The 21,339-nt window shown below is 34.6% G+C and carries 18 protein-coding genes; 17 read left to right on the forward strand and 1 reads right to left on the reverse strand.

Features of this window, described 5'->3' with window-relative positions; translation table 11 throughout:
• From QZ357_RS04930 to QZ357_RS05010, 17 genes are all read left to right on the forward strand, one after another.
• Positions 1–986 (forward strand): MFS transporter (locus tag QZ357_RS04930; RefSeq protein ID WP_290772593.1); only part of this gene is annotated, 986 nt, incomplete at its 5' end.
• A 220-nt stretch (positions 987–1,206) separates the two neighbouring features.
• On the forward strand, positions 1,207–3,423 hold the full coding sequence (locus QZ357_RS04935; RefSeq protein ID WP_290772596.1) for a leucine-rich repeat domain-containing protein: 2,217 nt from the start codon (positions 1,207–1,209) through the stop codon (positions 3,421–3,423).
• 611 nt (positions 3,424–4,034) lie between these two features.
• Complete coding sequence (locus tag QZ357_RS04940; RefSeq protein WP_290772599.1) at positions 4,035–4,505, forward strand: helix-turn-helix transcriptional regulator; 471 nt, start codon at positions 4,035–4,037, stop codon at positions 4,503–4,505.
• Positions 4,506–4,652: 147 nt separating this feature from the next.
• Complete coding sequence (locus tag QZ357_RS04945) at positions 4,653–5,135, forward strand: hypothetical protein (protein WP_290772601.1); 483 nt, start codon at positions 4,653–4,655, stop codon at positions 5,133–5,135.
• Positions 5,136–5,193: 58 nt separating this feature from the next.
• On the forward strand, positions 5,194–5,646 hold the full coding sequence (locus tag QZ357_RS04950) for a hypothetical protein (protein ID WP_290772604.1): 453 nt from the start codon (positions 5,194–5,196) through the stop codon (positions 5,644–5,646).
• 90 nt (positions 5,647–5,736) lie between these two features.
• Complete coding sequence (locus QZ357_RS04955) at positions 5,737–6,183, forward strand: hypothetical protein (RefSeq protein WP_290772606.1); 447 nt, start codon at positions 5,737–5,739, stop codon at positions 6,181–6,183.
• A 296-nt stretch (positions 6,184–6,479) separates the two neighbouring features.
• Entirely contained in the window at positions 6,480–7,346 is an 867-nt protein-coding gene (locus QZ357_RS04960) for a class II fructose-bisphosphate aldolase (RefSeq protein WP_290772608.1), read from the forward strand.
• Complete coding sequence (locus tag QZ357_RS04965) at positions 7,339–8,289, forward strand: PHP domain-containing protein (protein ID WP_290772611.1); 951 nt, start codon at positions 7,339–7,341, stop codon at positions 8,287–8,289. Before QZ357_RS04960 ends, QZ357_RS04965 begins: the two co-directional genes overlap by 8 nt.
• Before the next feature lie 12 nt (positions 8,290–8,301).
• Positions 8,302–9,024, forward strand: a complete 723-nt coding sequence (gene deoC, locus QZ357_RS04970) for a deoxyribose-phosphate aldolase (RefSeq protein WP_290772613.1) — start codon at positions 8,302–8,304, stop codon at positions 9,022–9,024.
• A gap of 145 nt (positions 9,025–9,169) precedes the next feature.
• A complete protein-coding gene (locus QZ357_RS04975) occupies positions 9,170–9,847 on the forward strand; it encodes a tetratricopeptide repeat protein (protein WP_290772616.1) in 678 nt (225 codons plus the stop codon).
• A gap of 250 nt (positions 9,848–10,097) precedes the next feature.
• A complete protein-coding gene (trmL, locus tag QZ357_RS04980) occupies positions 10,098–10,565 on the forward strand; it encodes a tRNA (uridine(34)/cytosine(34)/5-carboxymethylaminomethyluridine(34)-2'-O)-methyltransferase TrmL (protein WP_290772619.1) in 468 nt (155 codons plus the stop codon).
• A gap of 194 nt (positions 10,566–10,759) precedes the next feature.
• A complete protein-coding gene (locus QZ357_RS04985) occupies positions 10,760–12,460 on the forward strand; it encodes a Na/Pi cotransporter family protein (protein ID WP_290772622.1) in 1,701 nt (566 codons plus the stop codon).
• 10 nt (positions 12,461–12,470) lie between these two features.
• Complete coding sequence (trxB, locus tag QZ357_RS04990; RefSeq protein ID WP_290772624.1) at positions 12,471–13,397, forward strand: thioredoxin-disulfide reductase; 927 nt, start codon at positions 12,471–12,473, stop codon at positions 13,395–13,397.
• A gap of 174 nt (positions 13,398–13,571) precedes the next feature.
• On the forward strand, positions 13,572–14,597 hold the full coding sequence (locus tag QZ357_RS04995; protein ID WP_290772627.1) for a BMP family protein: 1,026 nt from the start codon (positions 13,572–13,574) through the stop codon (positions 14,595–14,597).
• Between the two features lie 14 nt (positions 14,598–14,611).
• Positions 14,612–15,679, forward strand: coding sequence for a branched-chain amino acid aminotransferase (locus QZ357_RS05000; RefSeq protein WP_290772629.1), 1,068 nt, complete (start codon positions 14,612–14,614; stop codon positions 15,677–15,679).
• Between the two features lie 26 nt (positions 15,680–15,705).
• Entirely contained in the window at positions 15,706–16,932 is a 1,227-nt protein-coding gene (locus QZ357_RS05005; RefSeq protein WP_290772632.1) for a U32 family peptidase, read from the forward strand.
• Between the two features lie 205 nt (positions 16,933–17,137).
• Positions 17,138–17,710 carry a phosphate propanoyltransferase gene (locus QZ357_RS05010; protein ID WP_290772634.1) on the forward strand — a complete coding sequence of 191 codons (573 nt, stop codon included), beginning with the start codon at positions 17,138–17,140 and terminating at the stop codon, positions 17,708–17,710.
• A 306-nt stretch (positions 17,711–18,016) separates the two neighbouring features.
• Here the strand turns inward: QZ357_RS05010 and QZ357_RS05015 are convergent.
• A partial coding sequence (locus QZ357_RS05015; protein WP_290772637.1) for a DNA polymerase III subunit alpha occupies positions 18,017–21,339 on the reverse strand: 3,323 nt, incomplete at its 5' end.

Raw genomic sequence — 21,339 nt, forward strand, 5'->3', positions numbered from 1 at the left:
GTCCTTTTGTCGGCAATCTTGCCGATAAAATCAGCAAATATAAGCTTTCTTTTATAGGCGGCGGACTTATGGTACTGGCTTGCCTTGGATATGTTTTTGCCTTTAATCCCATGATTGTCGCAGTTTCGAGAATTGTAAACGGAGTGGGGTTTGCCTGTTGTTCCGTTTGTATGTCTACATGGATGTCGAATATGCTTCCAAAGGAAAAGATAGGTTCCGGTATGGGGATTTACGGAATGATGAACGCTCTTGCAATGGCGATGGCTCCTGCTCTGGGTATTTTTTTGTACCGTTCTTTCGGCTACAGGGTAGCTTTTATTTCTGCACTTGTTATTTCGTTGATGATGGTATTTGTCGTTCAATTTGTGCATGACAAAGGAAATCCATCAGAATCTATTGAAAAAAATATTGGTGCAAAACAAAAGTGGAGTATAGTGGATAAAAGTGTTCTTCCCGTTGCTTTTATAATAATGTTGTTTGCGATTCCTTACTGTGCCACTCAGTCGTTTTTGGTAAGCTATGTTTCCATGAAAAACCTCAGTGTTTCGGTGGGGATGTTTTTCCCTCTTTATGCATTGGTTCTTTTGATTCTTCGTTTTATGATGAAAGGGCTGTTTGATAAACTTCCTTTTAAAACATTTATTTTTACAAGTTCTCTTAGCGCATTTATGGGACTTTTTTTTCTTTCTGTGATGAATAGCGACTTTTTTATGTTTTTGGCGGCGTTGTTTATGGCGGGGGGATACGGGATTATGAGTTCCGTATGCCAATCTACCGCCATACTTCTTGCCGGGAAGAATAAAAGAGGACTTGCAAACAGTACTTATTATATAGGTTTGGATTTGGGTATGACTTTGGGGCCTGTTATAGGCGGGGTTTTGTACGGTAATTTCGGTATTTCTTTGTTTTATCCCATGCTGATGTTTACAATTCCTTTGGCGGTTGTTGTTTATTATGTAGGGAAAAACAGCGGAATATTGAAATAGTTGAATTTTATTTGTCATAAGGTTAATAATTTAATTATACGGTTATGGTTTTTGTAAAACAGCAAATGAATCAATATGAAAGTAAATATAACACTTCTGTGGAAATATGGTAAATAAAGGTAGTTAATTATTGATAAAAATCATAAAATATGTTAATATTTCAGTGTATAGAAGAGATTTTTAATTTATATATAATCCATTGGATAGGAGATATTAAATAATGTGTAAAATTAATAAAGCTGATGCTATGAATGTTAGTGAATATACTGTGGCTTCTGATGTAAAGGTTATAGAAGAAAGAGCTTTTAAGGGATTTGACAATCTTAAAAAAGTAATCATTTCAGAAGGCGTAACCGTTATCGGAAACAGAGCATTTGACGAATGTACAAACCTCGAAGAAGTCGTTCTTCCAAGCAGTGTTAAGATTATCGGAAATTACGCTTTTAAAGAGTGTAAAAACCTAAAGAAAATAAACTTGCCGAACGGACTTGAAAAAATAGGCAACATTGCTTTTTATATGTGTGAATCTTTGGAAGAAATTACTATTCCAAACACCATGGAAAGTATTGGTTACTATGTCTTTTACGGCTGCAGTGGGCTTAGAAACGTAAGTATTCCGTCTTCAGTTAAAGATATCGACTTATTTGCTTTCCAAGGATGTAAGTCTTTGAAAGAAATAAATCTTCCGGACAGTATTTCAAGTATAGGAGGATACGCTTTTTCTAACTGTACGGGGCTTACTTCTTTGACTCTTCCTAAGAGTCTTACAAATATAGGAATCTGTGCTTTTGACGGATGTAAAAATCTGGAAGAAATAATAATTCCTGAAAGCCTTAAGACTATAAGCGACTATGCTTTTGACGGTGCCATAGGTCTTAAAAGACTTTACATTCCAAAAACCATCGAGAAAATCGGAGCTTATGTATTTGCAGGATGTTCAAATCTCGAATGCATAAACGTAGATGAAGAAAACAACAATTATTCAAGCGAAAACGGAGTTTTGTACAATAAAGACAAATCAAAACTTCTTTGCTGTCCTGGCGGAAAAGACGAAGTTGATATTCCAAGCAGTGTAACGGAAATCGGAGACAGAGCTTTCCTTGGCTGCGGAAACCTTGAAAATGTTGAAATTCCGGATAATATCGTTAGTATAGGAAATTCTGCTTTTGACGGATGTAAATCTTTGGAAGAGCTTATTATTCCAAACAGCGTTACGAGTATAGGCGCCGGAGCTTTTGACGGATGCAGACATATTACGAATATAGTTATCCCTGACAGTGTAGATAGCATTAAAAGAAGTGTGTTTAACGGATGTTGGAGGCTTGAAAGTCTGACTGTTCCTTTTGTCGGAGAAAGCCGTGATAAAAACACATATCTTGGATACTTATTTGGTGCAAGTTCTTATTATGAAAACGGCTCGAGTGTTCCTGCTTCTTTGAAAGAGGTTACCGTTACCAGTTCTCATATAGACGATTATGCATTTTTCTTATGTTCGGATCTTAAGAGCATTAAAATCGGCGAAGATGTTGATAGTATAGGCAGACTGGCTTTCCACAGATGTACTTCTTTAAAAGAAATATATATTCCGAAAAATGTGGTAAGCATTGATATTGAAGCATTTTCAGGATGTAAAAATCTTCAAAAAATCGAAGTTGCCGAAGATAATGAATACTATTCAAGTGAAAATAATATTTTATACGACAAAGAAAAAACCATTGTACTTTGTTGTCCGGCCGGAAAAGGAACGGTTGTTATACCTGATGGCGTAAAGAAAATCGAAAAGAGAGCTTTCAGTTACTGTGATAAAATTACGAGTTTGGCACTTCCTGATTCTGTTGAAGAAATCGGAGAAGAAGCATTCTTCGGATGTAAGAGTCTTTCTCAGCTTGTTGTTCCGAACAGCGTAACTGTAATCAGAGATTATACTTTCGCAGGTTTTGGCGGATTGAAGAGTATAACTATTCCAAACAGCGTAAAGAGTATAGGAGCATATGCTTTTGACGGATGTTCAAAACTTGAATATATAACTCTTCCTAACAGCATAGAAGAAATCGGCACAGGCGCTTTTAATGATTGTTCAAGCCTGAAAGATTTTCTCATTCCGGAAAGTGTTAAAAATATTGCGGGATTCGCATTTTATGATTGTGTGAGTCTTAAAACGATAAGTATCCCAAACAGTGTTGAAGCTGTTGGCGAGAGAGCTTTTGACGGATGCAGCGGTCTTTCATCTGCGATTATAGGCAAAAATGTTAAGAGCATGGGAAGATATATTTTCAATTATTGCAAAAACTTAAACAGTGTTACAATTGAAGGTGACGATACAGAAATCGGCGAAAACGCATTTAAAGCCTGTGATAACCTATATATGTTTGTAAACAAAGGCTCTAAGGCAGAATCTTTCGCAAAAGAAAATAATATAATTTGCATAGCTGAATAAGTTTAAATAACAGATAAAAAAGACACATGATTAATGTGTCTTTTTTTATTTTATGGTATATTATGTACGGTGATTTTGTTTATTATGTGGTATGGACCATTATATTTAACATGACTAATTGACTACATTAATAATTATTGTTAATACATTATAGGTATGAATTGAATTTTATGGATTTACAGAACCGAGCGTTTGAATCTTGTTGTAAGGCATTAAATCTTTGTTATTTACCAATATTTTTTATATAATACAATTTACTTACTATCGCAATTTATAATAAAATGATATGGTTTGATACGAAAATAGTGCAGTAATTGGTGTAGGAAATCGTAGATAATTATTAAATTGAATGATTTAAAACAGACAGGGGATTTTCAATGAATAAGGCTATCTTCTGTTTTATTTTCTTACAAAAGTGCAAGATGTGGAATATAATATCAGGAGACATAGCAGGGACGGAAATTTAAAAATGAATGATAAAAAAACTTTATTGAAGGTATTTTTTTTATTAAAAGGATTTAATCCTGTTATCTCTCGGTTTATGTCCTGTCATTTTTGAAGTAAAATTGTTAATGTAAGAAGTATCAAGATAAAAAAGGAAGGTGTATTTTATGAACCAACGAGAAATAGGACAGTTTATGTCTGTTTGCAGAAAAGAAAAAGGATTGACTCAAGCACAATTGGCTGAAAGATTGGGAGTGAGTGACAAATCCATTTCCAGATGGGAAACCGGAAAGACGATGCCGGATTTATCATTGTACGAACCTTTATGTGAAATATTGGATATCAAAATATCAGAATTACTTTATGCAAAGAAAATGACCGAGAATGAAAAGAGTATTCAAGGGGAGAAGTCTGCACTGAATATTTTTAAGACTAAATCACATCTTAAAACTTTTTATATTTTGAGTGAAATATTAACTTTCGTTGGCATTGTTGTTACGATTACTCTGACACATGAATTTGCTGTCATTTTTGAACAAAAAATAATCACTGCTGCGTGTGGGAGTTTTGTGTGGGGATTTGGTATATTGCTATCAAGCAAAATCAGAAAGGCACTTACAGAATTGGAAAATCAATAAATCAAAATTGTCAAAGTAGCTATAGGTTATAGTACGTAAATAAATCGGTTTGTTATTTTGTTCTTGTTAACGTATTTAGCAACCATTTTATGGATTTATGTCTAAACTTGTATTATAATAATAAAAAAGGAAAGGGGAGAAAATATTATGGAAAAAACAAAGGCAGAAGGTAAAATTTTACTGATGATTGTCGGTATCTTTATGCTGATAGGTGCTGTTATAAATGTTTTTACGTCTGTTCCTGTTTTTGCGTTTTTGGGAGAATATGATTATGGATCTATGACCGGAGTATTGGCTTTTAGCGGTGTTTGGGGATTAGTAGGAGCAGTTTTAGAGTTTTTTACCGGGATTACAGGAATAAAAAAAGGCGGTAGTTTAGAAGAGCAGGATATAAAAAAATGTCAAAAATGGGGGATTATTATGATGGCTTTTGCCGTTATAACTCTTGTTATAAATATTTGTATGACGTTTGCATTTTTTACTGAATTTTCTTTTACTTCGTTTTTCGGGTTATTACTTCCTATACTTTATCTGATAGGGGTATATCTTAATAAAAATTCAAAAAGAAAGAAAATTCTTTTTGAAAATCTTAATGATGTAAGCGGTGCAGATACCACCGAAGAAGAGTAAATATAAAATAATTTGTTTTATATTTTTATATTATAATCAGAAAAGGGGAGAAAATATTATGGAAAAAACAAAAGCAAAAGGAAGAGTCTTGCTGCTAATAGTAGGTATACTGTTATTAATAGGAAGTGCTTTGGGACTTTTTACGTCCGTTTCAATGTTAGGTTTCGTTTTTTATGGGGCAATGGCTTCGGTATTCGTTATTATGGGAGTTATTACCTCTGTTGTTCAACTAATTGCTTCGATTGTTGCAATAAACAAACGTAATAGTCTGGATGAAAATGATATAAAGAAGTGTCAAAAATGGGGAGTTACATTGTTGATTGTAGATGTGATATATATTTTTATAGATTTCTTGATTTCATTCTCTGTTTCGTCTGTTGCAGGTTTGTTACTTCCTATACTTTATTTGGTGGGGGTACATTTGAATAAGACCACAAAAAAGGACAATGATATTTTGGAAAGTATAAGTAAAATAAATAACACCGATAATGAAACTCAACAGGAAAAATAAATCTTATATTTTCTAAAAAGTATTATGCATGATTTATTAATTTGATATATAGCTTTGATATTAAGCTTGTAACATAAGGGGGAATGAGATATGTTACCTAGAGCCAATGGGAAAACTTTTCTTAAAATAGTTGGAATATTGATTTTGGCGTTATCTATTCTTGCTCTTTCGCTTAATTTGGCAAATTTTATATTGATGATGTTATTTTATCTTAATGATGTCGATTTGGGACCTGAGTTTGTTCCTGTATTGTTGTATACAGTTTTTGATATGGGAGTTCAAATATTCGGAATCATATGCGGTATTATTGCCATACTTAAATGCGGCAGTCTTGAAGATAAAGATTTGATACTTTGCAAAAAATTATCAATCTATATGATTGTATTTTTCATAATAAGCTGTATAGGAGGACTTGTGTTTAATTTTTCACTTATATATTTGTATTATCCTGTTTTGCCTGTTTTATTCATGCTTGGGGTCAATGCAAATCAAAGAGGCAAAGAAATAGCGGAGGAAATAGAATCAGATAAAATATAATATCAGTATAATAAAAAAAGCCTTTCATTTTATAAAGGCTTTTTTATTTACCCTCTTAATCGACGGTTAATATCATATGCACTTATTTATAATATTCACATATCGATATGTTTTATTTTTTTATTATGTTTTTATATATTGTGTAAGGTTTGTTATTTATCAAAAGAAATACCTTTTTATAAGATATATTTAAAGTATTTTACCAAAAAACATATTGACAAAAAAGTGTTTTATACATATACTGGTATTAAGTAGTTATATGTGGTTATAACACATATTATAAGGAGGCGTTTTAAATGGCTTATGTATCAATGAAAAAAATGTTAGGGCAAGCCAGGGAAAAGGGTTATGCAATAGGTGCATTTAATATTGTCAATTATCTTACGGCAAAAGCAGTGGTGGATGCCGCAGAAGATTTGAAAGTTCCCGTTATACTGCAAACATCGGTAAAAACCGTTAAACAATTCGGCATTAAAGAGTTTATATCTTTTTTAAGACCGATGTGCGAAATGGCAAATGTCGATGTTGCCATTCATTTGGACCATTGCACCGATATCGATTTTGCAAAAAAATGTATCGATGCGGGGTGGAGTTCGATTATGTTTGACGGTTCGAAAACACCCCTTGAAAAAAACATAGAAGATACTTTAATCGTAAAAGAATATATATCAGATAAGGATATTACCCTTGAAGGAGAAGTCGGAAGTATCGTCGGGGTTGAAGATGATATAGTTGTTCACGCAAATGACGCGGCTTATGCAAATAAAGACGACTGCGAAAAATACTTAAAAGAAACAGGAGTAGACTTCCTCGCTCCGGCTGTCGGCACGGCTCACGGAGTGTATAAAGGAGAGATAAGATTAAACTATGATTTGTTTAAAGATATAAACAAAATTTCTCCTGTTCCTCTTGTTCTTCACGGAGGTACCGGTTTAAGTGACGAAATGTTTAACAGGCTTATTGATTTGGGAGCCAGCAAGGTAAATATTTCAACGGCGATTAAGATTGCTTACTGTGAAAGTATGTATGAATACGCTTCGTCTCACAGGGAGGAGCACAACCCTCTTACCTTGGATGATTATGTATATAAGAAAATTTATGGCCTTGCATATAAGCACATAAATTTCTTTACACTTAGAAAGGGGAGCGTAAACAATGAGTGATTATAATTTTAAACCAAATTATTTATGTGATATGCACTGCCATACCACCCGTTCGGACGGACTTTGCACTCCAAAAGAGCTTATAGATTTGGCTGCAAAATCGGGGATGAAAGTTCTTACTATTTCCGATCACGACACACTTCCTCCTGATACGGTGGAAGTGAACGGAAAAGAAGTAGACAGTGTGGAATATGCAAAAGAACAGGGGGTTCATTTGCTGAAAGCCTGTGAGTTTTCATGTGATACCGATGTTGACGATGTTCATATGGTAGCATACGGGGTAGACTTTGAGAATGATAAAATAAGAGCTGTTATGGAGGACATAGCAAACAGTAAAATAGAAAGTTATAAAGAATTTCTAAAAAGATTGAATGACTGCGGATACGAGATTTCTCTCGATGAAGTTTTAAACTACGGCGGACAGAAAAGAAGTGAGAAAGAACTTCAAAAGAAACTTATATTCAATCTTATGGCTGATAAAGGGTATACAAAAACTTGGTCTGACGCAAAAAAATTATCGAAAAAAGACGAAAGACTCAATGTAAGAAGAAGAAAGCCAAATCCTGTTGATATAATAAAGATTGTTCATGAAGCCGGGGGAATTATCGTTTTGGCACATCCTTACTTAATAGCCGATGAGGTTATGTTAAACGGTAAAAAAGTAAAAAGGGATGAATATATAGACAACTTAATAAAAAACGGTCTTGACGGAATAGAGGCAAGCTACACTTATGACAAAACCAGCTATGGCGGAAATATGGAAAAAGATGATATAATAAAAGAAGTAAAAGAAAAGTATTCCGAAAGGGTAAGTATCATATCCGGAGGTTCGGATTTTCACGGGGATCACAAAAAGGATTCTGTCAATCCGAGATTTATCGGAGAGTGCGGTATAGATTTTGATTATTTTAAAAATAACGAACTTTTAAAAAAACTTATATAAAAGGAGATAAATATGACTGTTGATTTTAGCAAAATGACAAAAAAAGATGTGGGCAAGCTTTTTGATTATGCCAGTCTTGCCAAAGATTTGACGGAAGAACAGGTAAGAAAAGGATGCAGAGAAGCCATAAAATACAACTGCAAAGCTTTTTGTTTCTCTTCTTCATACTGGACAAAGGTCGTAAAGGAAGAACTGGAAGGCACGGATTTATTGGTGGGCGCGGGAGTCGGATTTCCTCTTGGACAGCAAAGTTCCGCAGTGAAAGCTTTCGAAGCGGAAGAAGCCGTTAAAATGGGAGCTACGGTTCTTGATAACTGTATGAATGTAGGAAATATGAAAGAGAAAAAATACGATCAAATAAAGCAGGAGTTTAAGGATTATGTTAATGCCGCGGGGGGCGTTCTTACAAAAATGATAATAGAATGCTGTATGCTTACGGATGAGGAAATAAAAATAGCCTGTGAACTTTGTGTTGAAACAGGAATAGATTATGTGAAATCTTCAACGGGGCACTATGCAGGACCAACCCTTGAACAAACCGTTCTTATGAGAGATTGTTTGAAAGGAACGAATACAAAGCTTAAAGTTTCGGGTGTAAAGGCACCGAAACCTCAAAACGCATATGCTTATCTTATGGCGGGAGCAGAGCTTATTGGTACTCAGGATGCTCCTATGATAATCGATTCACTTGATTTGATGAGGGATGTTGGCATTGTTCCCGAATATAAAGGTTAGTGGAATATAATAAAATCCTTTTAATAAAAAGACATGACAGATATAAATTGTTGTGTCTTTTTTTGTTTTATCTAAAAAATATGATATAATTTATACTGTAATCGATAAAATTTTATCACTATCTTAAATCGGCGGGTTTATTAGAATGAAGAAAAATAAGTGTAGATTAATTAAACTGTGTTTGTTGTTTATATCTTTTATAATATTTCTCTCTCCTCTTATGGGATGTGGCAAAGGAGAAGACAATGACTTATTGTATGAAGAAGGAAAGGTATATTTCAAAAAACAGGAATTTGATAAGTCAATAGAAATTTTAAATGATATCGATGTTTCAAAGCTTAGTAAGTACAAAAAAGAAAAAGATTATCTTTATTATATGTTGGGATATTCTTATTGGCAACTTAAAAGATGGGATGTAGCTTTAAAACCTTTGGAGAAAGCAAACGAACTAAGCCCGAACAATGAAGAGTATATGATTGTGCTTGCAAGAGTATACTATATAAATGATGAGTTTGACAAATCGGAAAAGTACTATAAAAAAGTCATTGAAGTAAATGATAAAAATGAGAAAGCGTATATGAATCTTGGAGATATAAACTTAAGAAAGACACCGAAAAATCCTAAAAAAGCTCTTTATTATTTGGAAAAATCCGTTGAAATATACCCTCAGTATGCAAATGCTTATGCAACAATGGCAATAGCATATAAAGTTATGGGGGATGATAAAAAAAGAGACGAGTATTTGGATAAAGCCGTTAAGCTCGGATATAACGATTTGCCTACAATAAAACGAATAAAAAACAACAATAAAAACGAATTTTAACTTTTATTTATAAAGAAGCTTATAAATATCTTGATTATAATTGTTTTAATGTTTTTAACTTATGATTTATATTGTTTTAGGTTATAAAACAAATTGCTTGTATAAACAAATCGACAAAGAGATTTTTATTTTTGTCGATTAATGTAAAATTTATGTAAAAATATTATAAATGATTAGTAAATTATATGCAAAATATGATATATTTATAAAGGTTTTGTAAATTTGTAAAACGGAAAGCAGAGATGATTTTATGTTTAATATAGTATTGTTTAATCCGCAGATACCTCAAAATACGGGTAATATTGTAAGGACCTGCGCAGTGACGGATTCTAGGCTGCACCTTATTAAACCGTTGGGTTTTTCAATTAACGACAAACACCTCAAAAGAGCAGGATTAGATTACTGGGATGAGGCGTCTGTTTTCGTATATGAAAATTTTGAAGAGTTCGAAAGTAAAAACGATATTGAAAATATGTATTTGTTAACCACAAAAGGAGACAAGAATTATTCTTCTTTCGAGTTTAAGGATAACGATTATTTTATGTTCGGTTCTGAAACGAAAGGTCTGCCAGAATTCATACATGAAAAATATTCTTCCACACAACTCAGGATTCCTATGATGCCTAAGGAATATGCAAGATGTTTAAATTTGTCGAACAGTGTATGTGTGGTTTTATATGAGGCGTTAAGACAGACCGGATTTAAAAATATGGGATAGAAATGTAATACAGTATTTAGGATAGAGTTTCTTTGTGTTTATTTTATTGTTCCAAATTTGTTTTATGTATATGATTTTAATTTGATTTTTATACACGTTTATTTGTTATTGTTTTATTTTAAGGTTTTGTGATTTCTTATAGAGAAATTTACCTTAATTTAACCCGTATATGGGTTATAAGAGGAGGAAATGTTATGAGTATTATGATGTTAATCGAATTGTTTGGGGGACTTGGATTATTCCTTTACGGAATGGATTTGATGGGTGAAGGACTTAAAAAAGCCGCAGGCAACAAGTTAAAAGATATTTTGAATAAGGTTACCAGCAATCCCATAAAAGCATTGGCTTTGGGAACTATCGTTACTATGATAATACAAAGTTCGTCTGCCACCACGGTTTTGGTCGTAGGGCTTGTAAATGCGAACTTAATGAGCCTTGTACAGGCCGCAGGGGTTATTCTTGGTGCCGATATCGGTACTACGATTACAGGACAGATTATAGCTCTTAATTTATCCGAGTATGCGCCTTTGTTTATAGGTCTTGGGGCTATGATAAGGATGTTTGCAAAAAAAGACAGAGTTATACACGTATCGGAATGTATACTTGGATTTGGTATATTATTTTTCGGTATAAGCGTAATGTCCGATGTTTTAAAACCTCTTGCAGATAATCCTTTCTTTACAAACATGCTCGTAAGTCTTGGTAATTATCCGGTACTCGGTCTTCTTGCAGGGGTATTCGTGACGGCGGTAATTCAGTCATCTTCAGCGTCTATAGGGCTTCTTCAGGCTCTTGCTTTAGGAGGAGCTTTTGCTGGTGTTGAAGGATACGATGCTCTTGGTGTTGTTGTTCCTATAGTGCTTGGAATGAATATAGGTACTTGTGCCACTGCCATGCTTGCAATGATAGGTGTTGAAAGACAGGCAAAACAGGCGGCGATATTCCACCTTATAACAAAGACCATAGGGGTTGTATGGATGATGCTTCTTCTTTTCTTTACCGGTGCTTTTGCAGCAGACGGAAACAGTTTTGTATTTAATTTTATATTGGATATTTCGGGAAGCGACCCTACTAAACAGATTGCCAACTTCCATACTATGTTTAATGTATGCAATGCCAGCTTATTGTTGTTCTTAAGTAAGCCTATAATCGGTTTTATTCAAAAAATGCTTCCAGTAAAGGAAGAGGAAAAAGAAGAAGATTTTGAACTTAAACTTAACGATATTCTTCTTGAAAGCCCGGCTTTTGCCGTTTCGGAAGTTTTAAATGAAGTGGAAACAATGGCAGAGCTTGCTTATAAATCAGTAAATCTAGCTTCAAACGCATGTATAAACAACGAATACGAAAATATGGAAGAAGTCAAGATTTTGGAAAATTTAATTAATCAATATGAAACAGGTATTGCTGATTTTGTCATTAAAATTTCGGCATTGGATGCGAGTATACAAAGTGCTGATTTTACGGTACATCTTCATCAAGTAATACACGATATAGAAAGAATAGGGGATTACTGTATGAGTATGGTAAATATTGCTCAAAATAAAAAGGATTCAAAAGTTGTTTTCAGCGAAAACGCTACAGAAGAATTAAAAGGTATGTACGATATGGTAAGGACCAATCTAAGATGTGCAATAGATGCCTTTAAAGAAAAGGATCTCTCAAAAGCAATTAAAACCGATTTTATAGAAGAACAGATAAATAATAAAGAAGATGAGTTAAGAAGTGCACATATTGATAGATTAAACAGAAAAGCTTGCACTCCTGAATCAGGTGTTATATACTTTGATATAGTAGCAGACTTGGAAAGAATAGGCGATTACAGTGCTCATATAGGAAATTTTGTAAAAGAGTATGTTGAATTACTGTCAAGAAGGCAGTTCGATATGCTTCCTTAGGAGGTAAAAAATGAAATACGATGTAATTATTATAGGAGCCGGTCCTGCGGGTTTAAGTGCAGGTTTATATGCTTCAAGAGCCACATTAAATACTTTGATAATAGAAAAGGCGGTTATCGGCGGACAGATTACTACAACAACGGAAATAGAAAATTATCCCGGAGCTAGTGAAGTAACCGGGCCGGAACTTGTAGAAAAAATGAAAGAACAGTGTTTGAGTTTTGGCGCCAATATTGTAAGCGATGAGGTGTTGAGCGTTGAAAAAAGAAAAGACGGGTTTTTCAGTGTCAAAACGGGAAGAGAAGAATATGTTTCAAAAACTTGTATAATAGCTTCAGGGTCTACACCTAAAGAGCTTGGAATCAAAGGCGAGAGAGAATACAGAGGTATGGGTGTGTCTTACTGTGCCACATGTGACGCCGGATTTTTTACTGGATTTGAAGTATGTGTTATAGGCGGCGGAGATACTGCTTTGAAAGAGGCAATATATCTAACCAAATTTGCAAAAAAAGTAACGATTATTCACAGAAGAGATCAATTCAGAGGCGGTAAAGGCTGGGAGAAAAAGGCGAGAGCAAATGAAAAGATACACTTCCTTTTAAGTCATGAACCTGTTGAAATACTGGGTGAAAACAGTATGGTTACTGCCGTGAAAGTAAGAAATAAGAAAACCGGCGAAGTTTATGATTATAAAACCGACGGAGTATTTATGTTTGTGGGACACAATCCAAACAGTGCTCTTGTAAAAAATATGGTAGATGTGGATGAAAAAGGGTATATCATAACTGATAATTCTTTGCAAACTTCAGTAAAAGGTCTGTTTGTTGCCGGAGATGTAAGGCAAAAGGCTCTAAGACAGGTTGTTACCGCTGCATCGGACGGTGCTATCTGTGCAACGGGAGCAGAAGAGTTCTTGGATGAAATGAACGAAAACTAAAAGTACTATTTTATAGTACTTTTTTTATTTATCTTAAAATGAATAACCTGTTTTCCTTTATTTGAAAGTTTCCAAATGTATAAATTTGCAACAAAAAACTTGAAAAATACATCAAAAAAGCATAAAATAAATATATTATACAAAATAATTAAGTATAAGATTATGAGGTTTAATATGAAAAAAATATTCAGCATATTGATAGCTTTGTTTTTCGTCCTGACGATGTTCGGATGCAAAAGCAAGGATGTTGATACAAACACTGCAAATACGAATAAAAAATATAAGATTGCTTATATTTCGGATACATACGGACAGGAAGATGTGAAGAACAAGCAGGTAATTGAAGGTGTAAACGAATCATTTAATAATTATGATTTTACCTTTGATATAAATACCCCAAAGAAGCCTGAGGAGTATGACGCCGTGATAAATACTATGCTCACATCCACAAAGTACGATTTGGTTTTATCCAACTCCAGTGCTGTTTCTTCTTCTTTGGTTTCCTTTCATTCTCAGTATGATTCCAGCAATATCGGTTTGATAGGATATGCGGACGAAACAAACAACGGTATGAGCATAACTTTTAAAGCGGAAGAAGGAGCTTTTTTGGCAGGTGTTCTTGCCGCAAAACAGACTAAGAGTAATGTGGTCGGTTATATCGGTGCGTACAATGACAGAAATTTGGACTATGAATACGGATTTAGAAGCGGTGTAAAGGCTGTAAACAAGAATATAAAAGTCGAAAGGGCTTTTACAGGTTCTTATATGAATTCGATAGAAGGGGCAAAAAAAGCCGAAGAACTTCATGGTAAAAAGGTGGATGTGATATTTACGGTATGCGGAGCAGGTGCCATTGGTGTAAACAATGTGGCAAAAGAAAAAAACTTCAAGGTTATCGATTCTGATTTGTACAATAAATCCGACAACGAAGTTAAACTTGCCGAAGTTTATAAAGATTACAAAAATGCTACCATGAGCATATGCGATGCGGTTATTTATGAATCTTTCGATAAAAAGGTAAATAATATGGGAATCGCCGATTCGGTTGTTGATCTAAAACTTAGCAGTAATTTTTTCACTGAAAGTGATGAAATAAATACAATTCTTGAAAAAGTAAAAAAAGACATTATAACCAAAAATGTGATTATTCCAAAGGATAATAAGTCTTATGAGGCTTTCAAATATAACATAAATGATTAAAAGGAGATAAGAAAATGGATATAAGATATGAATTGGTAAGCGAAAAAAAACAAAAACCCGATCAAAACAATTTGGGTTTCGGGAATTATTTTACAGACCATATGTTTGTTATGGATTATACAGAAGGCAAAGGTTGGCATGATGCAAGGATAGTTCCTTACGGTCCTTTGGCAGTTGATCCTGCGACTATGGTACTTCATTATGCACAGGAAACCTTCGAAGGGTTAAAAGCATACAGAAACGATAAAGGCGAAATACTGCTTTTCAGACCCGAAATGAATGCAAAGCGTATGATAAATTCAAATAAGCGTATATGTATGCCGGCAGTTCCTGAAGATATGTTTGTTGAAGCTGTTGAAGAGCTTGTAAAATGCGAAAAAGACTGGGTTCCGACAAAAGAAGAAACTTCTCTTTACATAAGACCTTTTATGTATGCAAGCGAATGCAGTGTCGGAGTTCACCCTGCCAAAACATATAAATTTATAATAATATTATCTCCTGTAGGTGCATATTATCCGGAAGGCGTAAATCCTGTTAAAATTTGGGTTGAAGATGAATATGTAAGAGCCGTAAAAGGCGGAACCGGATTTACGAAATGCGGAGGTAACTATGCTGCAAGTATAGCTGCACAAGTTAAAGCTGAAGAAAATGGTTATACTCAAGTTCTTTGGTTAGACGGTGTACACAGAAAATATGTTGAAGAAGTCGGCACTATGAATGCTATGTTTGTAATCGACGGAAAAGTTGTTACGGCAGCTCTTGACGGTTCGGTTCTTCCGGGGGTTACACGTGATTCAATAATTCATATCTTGAAAGACTGGGGATATGAAGTGGAAGAGAGAGATTTGAGTATAGACGAACTTATGGAAGCAGGAAGAAACGGCAAATTGACAGAAGCTTTCGGTACGGGTACGGCAGCCGTAATTTCTCCTATAGGTGAACTTTGTTATAAAGGAGAAAAAATTAAAATTAACGGTTTTAAAACAGGCAAGTTGACTCAAAAACTGTACGATACATTGACGGGAATTCAATGGGGTAAACTCGAAGACAAGTATAACTGGACAAGAAAAATAGATTTATAAAATTAAGTAAAGGATAATGTTAAGATATGAGTGAATTACTTGCTCCTGCGGGAGATTTGGAAAAATTAAAATATGCTTTTACCTACGGCGCAGATGCCGTTTATCTCGGAGGTAAAAATTTTTCGATGCGTGCGAATGCCGGTAATTTTACAATCGATGAAATAAGACAAGGGGCGGATTTTGCTCATGAGAGAGGCGGAAAAGTTTACGTTACCATAAATATTTCCGGAAGAAACAATGATTTTAAAGAGATCGGCAATTATGTAAAGCAACTTGATAATGCAGGTGTTGACGGAGTTATAGCAGCCGATCCCGGTATAATAATGACAATAAGAGATACTCTTCCTAATATGAAGATATCTCTTTCCACTCAAGCCAGCACGACAAATTACAAAAGCGTGGAGTTTTGGAAGAGAAACGGTGTAAACAGAATTGTTCTTGCAAGAGAACTTACCTTTGAGGATATAAAAGAGATTTGTGCCAATAAACCTGAGGGAATGGAGATTGAAACCTTTGTGCACGGTGCAATGTGTATTTCTTATTCGGGAAGGTGTCTTTTGAGCAATTACCTTACAGACAGAGATGCAAACAGAGGCGAATGTGCTCAGCCTTGCAGATGGAAATATTCTTTGGTTGAGAATACCAGACCGGGGGAAGAGTATCCCATAGAAGAATACGATGAAGGCAGTTTTATATTTAACTCAAAAGATTTATGCCTTATAAATCATATACATGAGCTTATAGAAGCAGGTGTTGACAGCTTTAAGATAGAAGGAAGAATGAAGAGTATATTTTATGTTTCTACTGTCGTTAATGCGTACAGAAATGCCATAGACAGCTATGAGAAAAACAAACAAAGCTATAAGCCGGATCCTTCTTTGTATGAAGAACTTACAAAAGTAAGCCACAGACAATACACCGAAGGTTTTTATTTCGGCAAAGCAGACTCTTCTTCTCAAAATTACGGCAGCAGTTCTTATACGAGAAATTATGATTTTGTCGCTCAGGTAATCGGTTTTAATAAAGAAAAAGGGTTATATGAAATAGAGCAACGAAACAAGTTTTTAATAGGTGACGAACTGGAACTTGTAAGACCTAGAGAAAAAAGTATAACTTTTAAAATAAATAAAATGTACAACGAAAAAGGGGAAGAAGTCGACAGTACTCCTCATCCTAAAGAAAGGCTCTTTATAGATACTGACGGTGTTGAGTTGAAAGAGTTTGAACTTATAAGAAAAAAAGTACAGTCTTAGGTATTATCTAAGATTGTATTTTTTATTTTAAGGTATAAAAAGTCTTTAAAAATACCATATTGATAATTATAAACATTTTAATTTTGTTATAATTGATTTATAAGGTTTTATTATGAAAACATATGTACAAAATACACTATTTATGTTAAAATAATCGTGGTAAACATATAAATTAATTTAATTATTAAAGGAGAATTATAGATAGATGAAAACTAAAGTACCTGTTGGTCTTTCTAATAAACATGTGCATTTAAGCAGAAAAGATATCGATGCATTGTTTGGCGAAGGCTATGAATTAACAATAAAAAAACCTATTTCCCAACCGGGACAATTTGCTGCGGAGGAATTCGTTGATGTTATAGGTCCAAAAGGTACAATTAAGATGAGAGTGCTTGGTCCTGCAAGACCTCATGCTCAAATCGAAATTTTGGCGAGCGATACTTATAAACTTGGTGTACCTAAAGTTATAAGAGACTCTTGGGACTTAGACGGCACTCCGGGATGTATTTTAAGAGGACCAAAAGGAGAAGTTGAAATAGATAAAGGTGTTATTGTTGCCGGTAGACATATCCATATGACAATATCTCAAGCAAAAGAATACGGAGTTAAAGATGGAGACATTGTCAAAGTAAGAGTACCTGGTGAAAGGGGACTTGTCTTTGAAAATGTATTAATCAGATCCAACGAAAGATGCGGGCTTGAGATGCATATAGATATAGAAGAAGGAAATGCCGCAGGATGTAAAAACGGCGATATGCTTGAAATAATTAGAGACTAATAAAAAGACTGTGTATGCAGTCTTTTTTTGTATATTTATATTTTGGAATTTGATATATTTTTTTATGGGAGCTTTTTTTCTTCGTATAAGTTTTTATATGTCTTAAGGTTCTTTGTACTTAAACAGATTCTATTATTATATTTGCTTATCAGATAATATTTATATGGCTTATATATCGCTTATAGTTAAGTGTAAATTATTTATAATTATATATGAACAGTAGAAGAGTTAAAATATTAATATATACTTTTTAAAAGCTATATAATTACTAAAAACACCGCAAATTTTTGCGGTGTTTTTTTAGTTTTATTTTATTATTATATTGTTTTTGCCAATAAGTTCTGCCAATTCGTCAATGAGTCCCATTTCCAATTTTACCCACATGCTCTTATCCGCTACGTAAGATTTTTTTGAAACAGGGGAGAATAAAACCACTTTTTTATCTCCTTTGTATTTTACAAATAATTGACGTATATCACTCATGGTTCTTTCGCTTATCTTGTTTAAAACCAGTATTAATGAGTTTCCTATGATTCTGTTTGAGTTGGCTTTCTTTTCTTCCGGTGAGGCCTTCTTTTTATCTATCGTTTTGATTTTTGGTGCAGTGGTTTTCTTTCTTACTGCAGGAGGTCTCGTCCTTTTGTCTTCCAAGTCATAAATTTTATCTGCAATTATAGATACGGATTTTTCTTCGTCTTCTTCTTTTACGCTTATCTGTCCTTTTATTATGACTTTATTGTCAGTTTCCAAAATATGTTTGTATTCTTCGTATGTTCTTGGGAATACCACAACCTCCATATCCGAAGTCAAATCTTCTATACTCATAAAAGCCATTTGCTTGTTGTCTTTTTTTGTATATATTACTTTTACGTTGGTTATCAGTCCGCCTATGCTGATAGATTCCCTTTTGTTTTTGTTGTATTTGCTGTATTTATTGTTTTGAGGTACTTCTTCAGCTTCCTCTTCTCCTTCTTTCTTCTTCTTGCCGTACATGTCATATACTTCGTATAGTTTCATGCTGGTGTATTTTTCAAGGTCGTCTTCAAACTCGCTTAAAGGATGTCCGCTTATGTACATTCCCAAAACTTCTTTTTCGTATTTAAGCTTGTCTCTGTTTTCAAATTCCGTCATAGTCGGTATATGCATTTCTATCTGTTCGTTTTCTTCTTCTGAAAGCATATCCAACAGTGTCGTCTGCCCTGAAATATTTTGTTTTCTTTGCCTTAGTGTATTGTTTAGGAATTCTTCGTATATAGAGTAGAGTTCTCGTCTGTTGTTCCCGAGGCTGTCGAATGCTCCGGATAATATAAGACTTTCAACTCCTTTTTTGTTCAGAGAGTGGAATTCTATTTTGTTTACAAAGTCAGGGAAAGAAGTGAATTCTCCTTTTGTTTCCCTTGCTTCTATTATTTCTTCGATAGCACTTTCTCCAAGCCCCTTTAATGCCAAAAGTCCAAACCTTACACTGTCGTTGTCAACGGTAAAACGTTCGTAACTTTTGTTTACGTCAGGAGGCAATAATTCAATGCCCTGTTCTTTCAAATGGTTCATGTATAACATCCTGTCGTCAGAACCGATGTATACGGTTATAAGAGCCGCCATAAACTCAGCAGGGTAGTATGTCTTTAAATATGCTGTTTGGTAGGATATTACTCCGTATGCCGCAGCATGGGATTTATTAAAACCGTAAGACGCAAATTTTTCCATTAAGTCGTATATTTCGTTTCCGGTTTTTTCGTCTATTCCTATTGATACACAGCCGTGAACCTTTTCTTTGTCCTCTCCTTTGTTGTAAGCTTCCTCATTTCCGTGAAGAAAAATCTCTCTTTCCTTTGCTATTACCTCGTGTTTCTTTTTCCCCATGGCTCTTCTTATAAGGTCACTTCTTCCCATAGAGTAACCGGCCAAATCTCTTACTATCTGCATTACCTGTTCCTGATATATGATAATTCCGTATGTTACGTTTAGAATAGGTTCTAGGGAAGGATGCAGATAACTTATGTTTGCGGGGTTGTGTTTGTTTTCTATATATGTAGGGATCATATCCATAGGTCCGGGACGGTAAAGAGATATCCCCGCTATGATATCTTCAAAGGTGTTTGGTTTAAGTCTTTGCATAAAGCTTTGCATCCCGGGACTTGCAAGCTGGAATACACCTATGGTGTCGCCTCGGCTTATGGTGTCATAAACGTTTTGGTCGTTGAGAGATATGTTGTCAATATCTATATCAATCCCTTTTGATAATTTGACATTGTCGATAGTATGTTTTATTACGGTTAAGTTTTTAAGACCCAAAAAGTCCATTTTTAATAATCCCAACTCTTCAACGGTAGTCATGTTGAATTGTGCCGCTATACTGTCCTTGTTTAGATACAACGGTACATAGTCGCTTACGGGTTTATCTGAGATTATTACTCCTGCGGCGTGCGTTGAGGAGTGTCTGGGCATCCCTTCAACGGCTTTTGCCGTATCGAGAAGTTTCTTTATTGTGGGATCTTCATCGTAAAGCTGATGGAGTTCCGGGTTCATGTCGATGGCTTTTTGTATGGTTATTTTTGCTTCGTCCGGTATCATTTTTGCGATTTTGTTCGATTGTTCAAAGCTTATTCCCATACTTCTGGCAATATCTTTTACAGCCGCTTTCGGTTTTAAAGTTCCGAATGTAACAATCTGGCTTACATTGTCAAACCCATATTTGTCTATAACATATTCTATTGCTTTGTGTCTGTTTTCATAGCAAAAGTCGATATCGATATCGGGCATAGATACCCTTTCGTTATTTAAGAATCTTTCGAAAATCAAAGAATATTTTATAGGGTCGATTTGGGTTATGTCCAAGGTATAACTTACTATACTTCCGGCTGCACTTCCTCTTCCCGGACCAACGGGTATTCCGTGGGTTCTTGAATAATTTATAAAGTCCCATACTATCAGGAAGTAATCGTTGAATCCCATGTCGTTTATTACGTTTAATTCGTATTCAAGTCTTTCGGTTAATTCTTTGGTTACTACTTTGTATTTTTTGTTAAGACCGTCCATGCACAGTTTTTTTAAGTATTGCTGCGATGTCATTCCTTCCGGTAGCTGATATACAGGCAGGTGGTAGTGTCCGAATTCTATTTCCACGTTGCATCTTTCTGCAATTTTGTGTGTGTTTTCTATAGCTTCCGGGCAGTACTTAAAGAGATTACTCATTTCTTCCGGAGTTTTGATGTAAAATTCATCATTCGGGAATCTCATTCTGTTTTCGTCGTTTAGATTGCTTGATGATTGTACGCAAAGAAGAACGTCGTGAGCTTCTGCGTCGTTTTTGTTTAAATAATGGGAGTCGTTTGTCGCTATAAGCCCGAGACCGTATTCTTTTGCCATTTTTATCAGTTCTTCGTTTGCGACTTTTTCCTCTTCAAGTCCGTGGTCTTGGATTTCCAGGAAGAAATTGTCTTTTCCGTATATTTCAATAAATTTTTCTACGTATTTTCTTGCCTCTTCGATTTCACCAGCATTTATCTTTCTTGGGATGATACCTCCTATACATGCACTGGTTGCGATTATTCCCTCTGAGTATTTTTTCAACAGGTCGAAATCAGCTCTTGGCTTGTAGTAAAAACCTTCGGTATAAGCAATAGAAA

It is taken from the genome of Anaerofustis sp. (genome assembly GCF_019420015.1).
Taxonomy (GTDB): Bacteria; Bacillota; Clostridia; order Eubacteriales; family Anaerofustaceae; genus Anaerofustis.

Coding starts and splice junctions, on each gene's coding strand:
- deoC (WP_290772613.1), top strand. CDS start 8,302: ATGACTGTTGATTTTAGCAAAATGACAAAAAAAGATGTGGGCAAGCTT.
- QZ357_RS04935 (WP_290772596.1), top strand. CDS start 1,207: ATGTGTAAAATTAATAAAGCTGATGCTATGAATGTTAGTGAATATACT.
- QZ357_RS04950 (WP_290772604.1), top strand. CDS start 5,194: ATGGAAAAAACAAAAGCAAAAGGAAGAGTCTTGCTGCTAATAGTAGGT.
- QZ357_RS05005 (WP_290772632.1), top strand. CDS start 15,706: ATGAGTGAATTACTTGCTCCTGCGGGAGATTTGGAAAAATTAAAATAT.
- QZ357_RS04955 (WP_290772606.1), top strand. CDS start 5,737: ATGTTACCTAGAGCCAATGGGAAAACTTTTCTTAAAATAGTTGGAATA.
- QZ357_RS04975 (WP_290772616.1), top strand. CDS start 9,170: ATGAAGAAAAATAAGTGTAGATTAATTAAACTGTGTTTGTTGTTTATA.
- QZ357_RS04960 (WP_290772608.1), top strand. CDS start 6,480: ATGGCTTATGTATCAATGAAAAAAATGTTAGGGCAAGCCAGGGAAAAG.
- QZ357_RS04985 (WP_290772622.1), top strand. CDS start 10,760: ATGAGTATTATGATGTTAATCGAATTGTTTGGGGGACTTGGATTATTC.
- QZ357_RS04965 (WP_290772611.1), top strand. CDS start 7,339: ATGAGTGATTATAATTTTAAACCAAATTATTTATGTGATATGCACTGC.
- QZ357_RS05000 (WP_290772629.1), top strand. CDS start 14,612: ATGGATATAAGATATGAATTGGTAAGCGAAAAAAAACAAAAACCCGAT.
- trxB (WP_290772624.1), top strand. CDS start 12,471: ATGAAATACGATGTAATTATTATAGGAGCCGGTCCTGCGGGTTTAAGT.
- trmL (WP_290772619.1), top strand. CDS start 10,098: ATGTTTAATATAGTATTGTTTAATCCGCAGATACCTCAAAATACGGGT.
- QZ357_RS04995 (WP_290772627.1), top strand. CDS start 13,572: ATGAAAAAAATATTCAGCATATTGATAGCTTTGTTTTTCGTCCTGACG.
- QZ357_RS04945 (WP_290772601.1), top strand. CDS start 4,653: ATGGAAAAAACAAAGGCAGAAGGTAAAATTTTACTGATGATTGTCGGT.
- QZ357_RS05010 (WP_290772634.1), top strand. CDS start 17,138: ATGAAAACTAAAGTACCTGTTGGTCTTTCTAATAAACATGTGCATTTA.
- QZ357_RS04940 (WP_290772599.1), top strand. CDS start 4,035: ATGAACCAACGAGAAATAGGACAGTTTATGTCTGTTTGCAGAAAAGAA.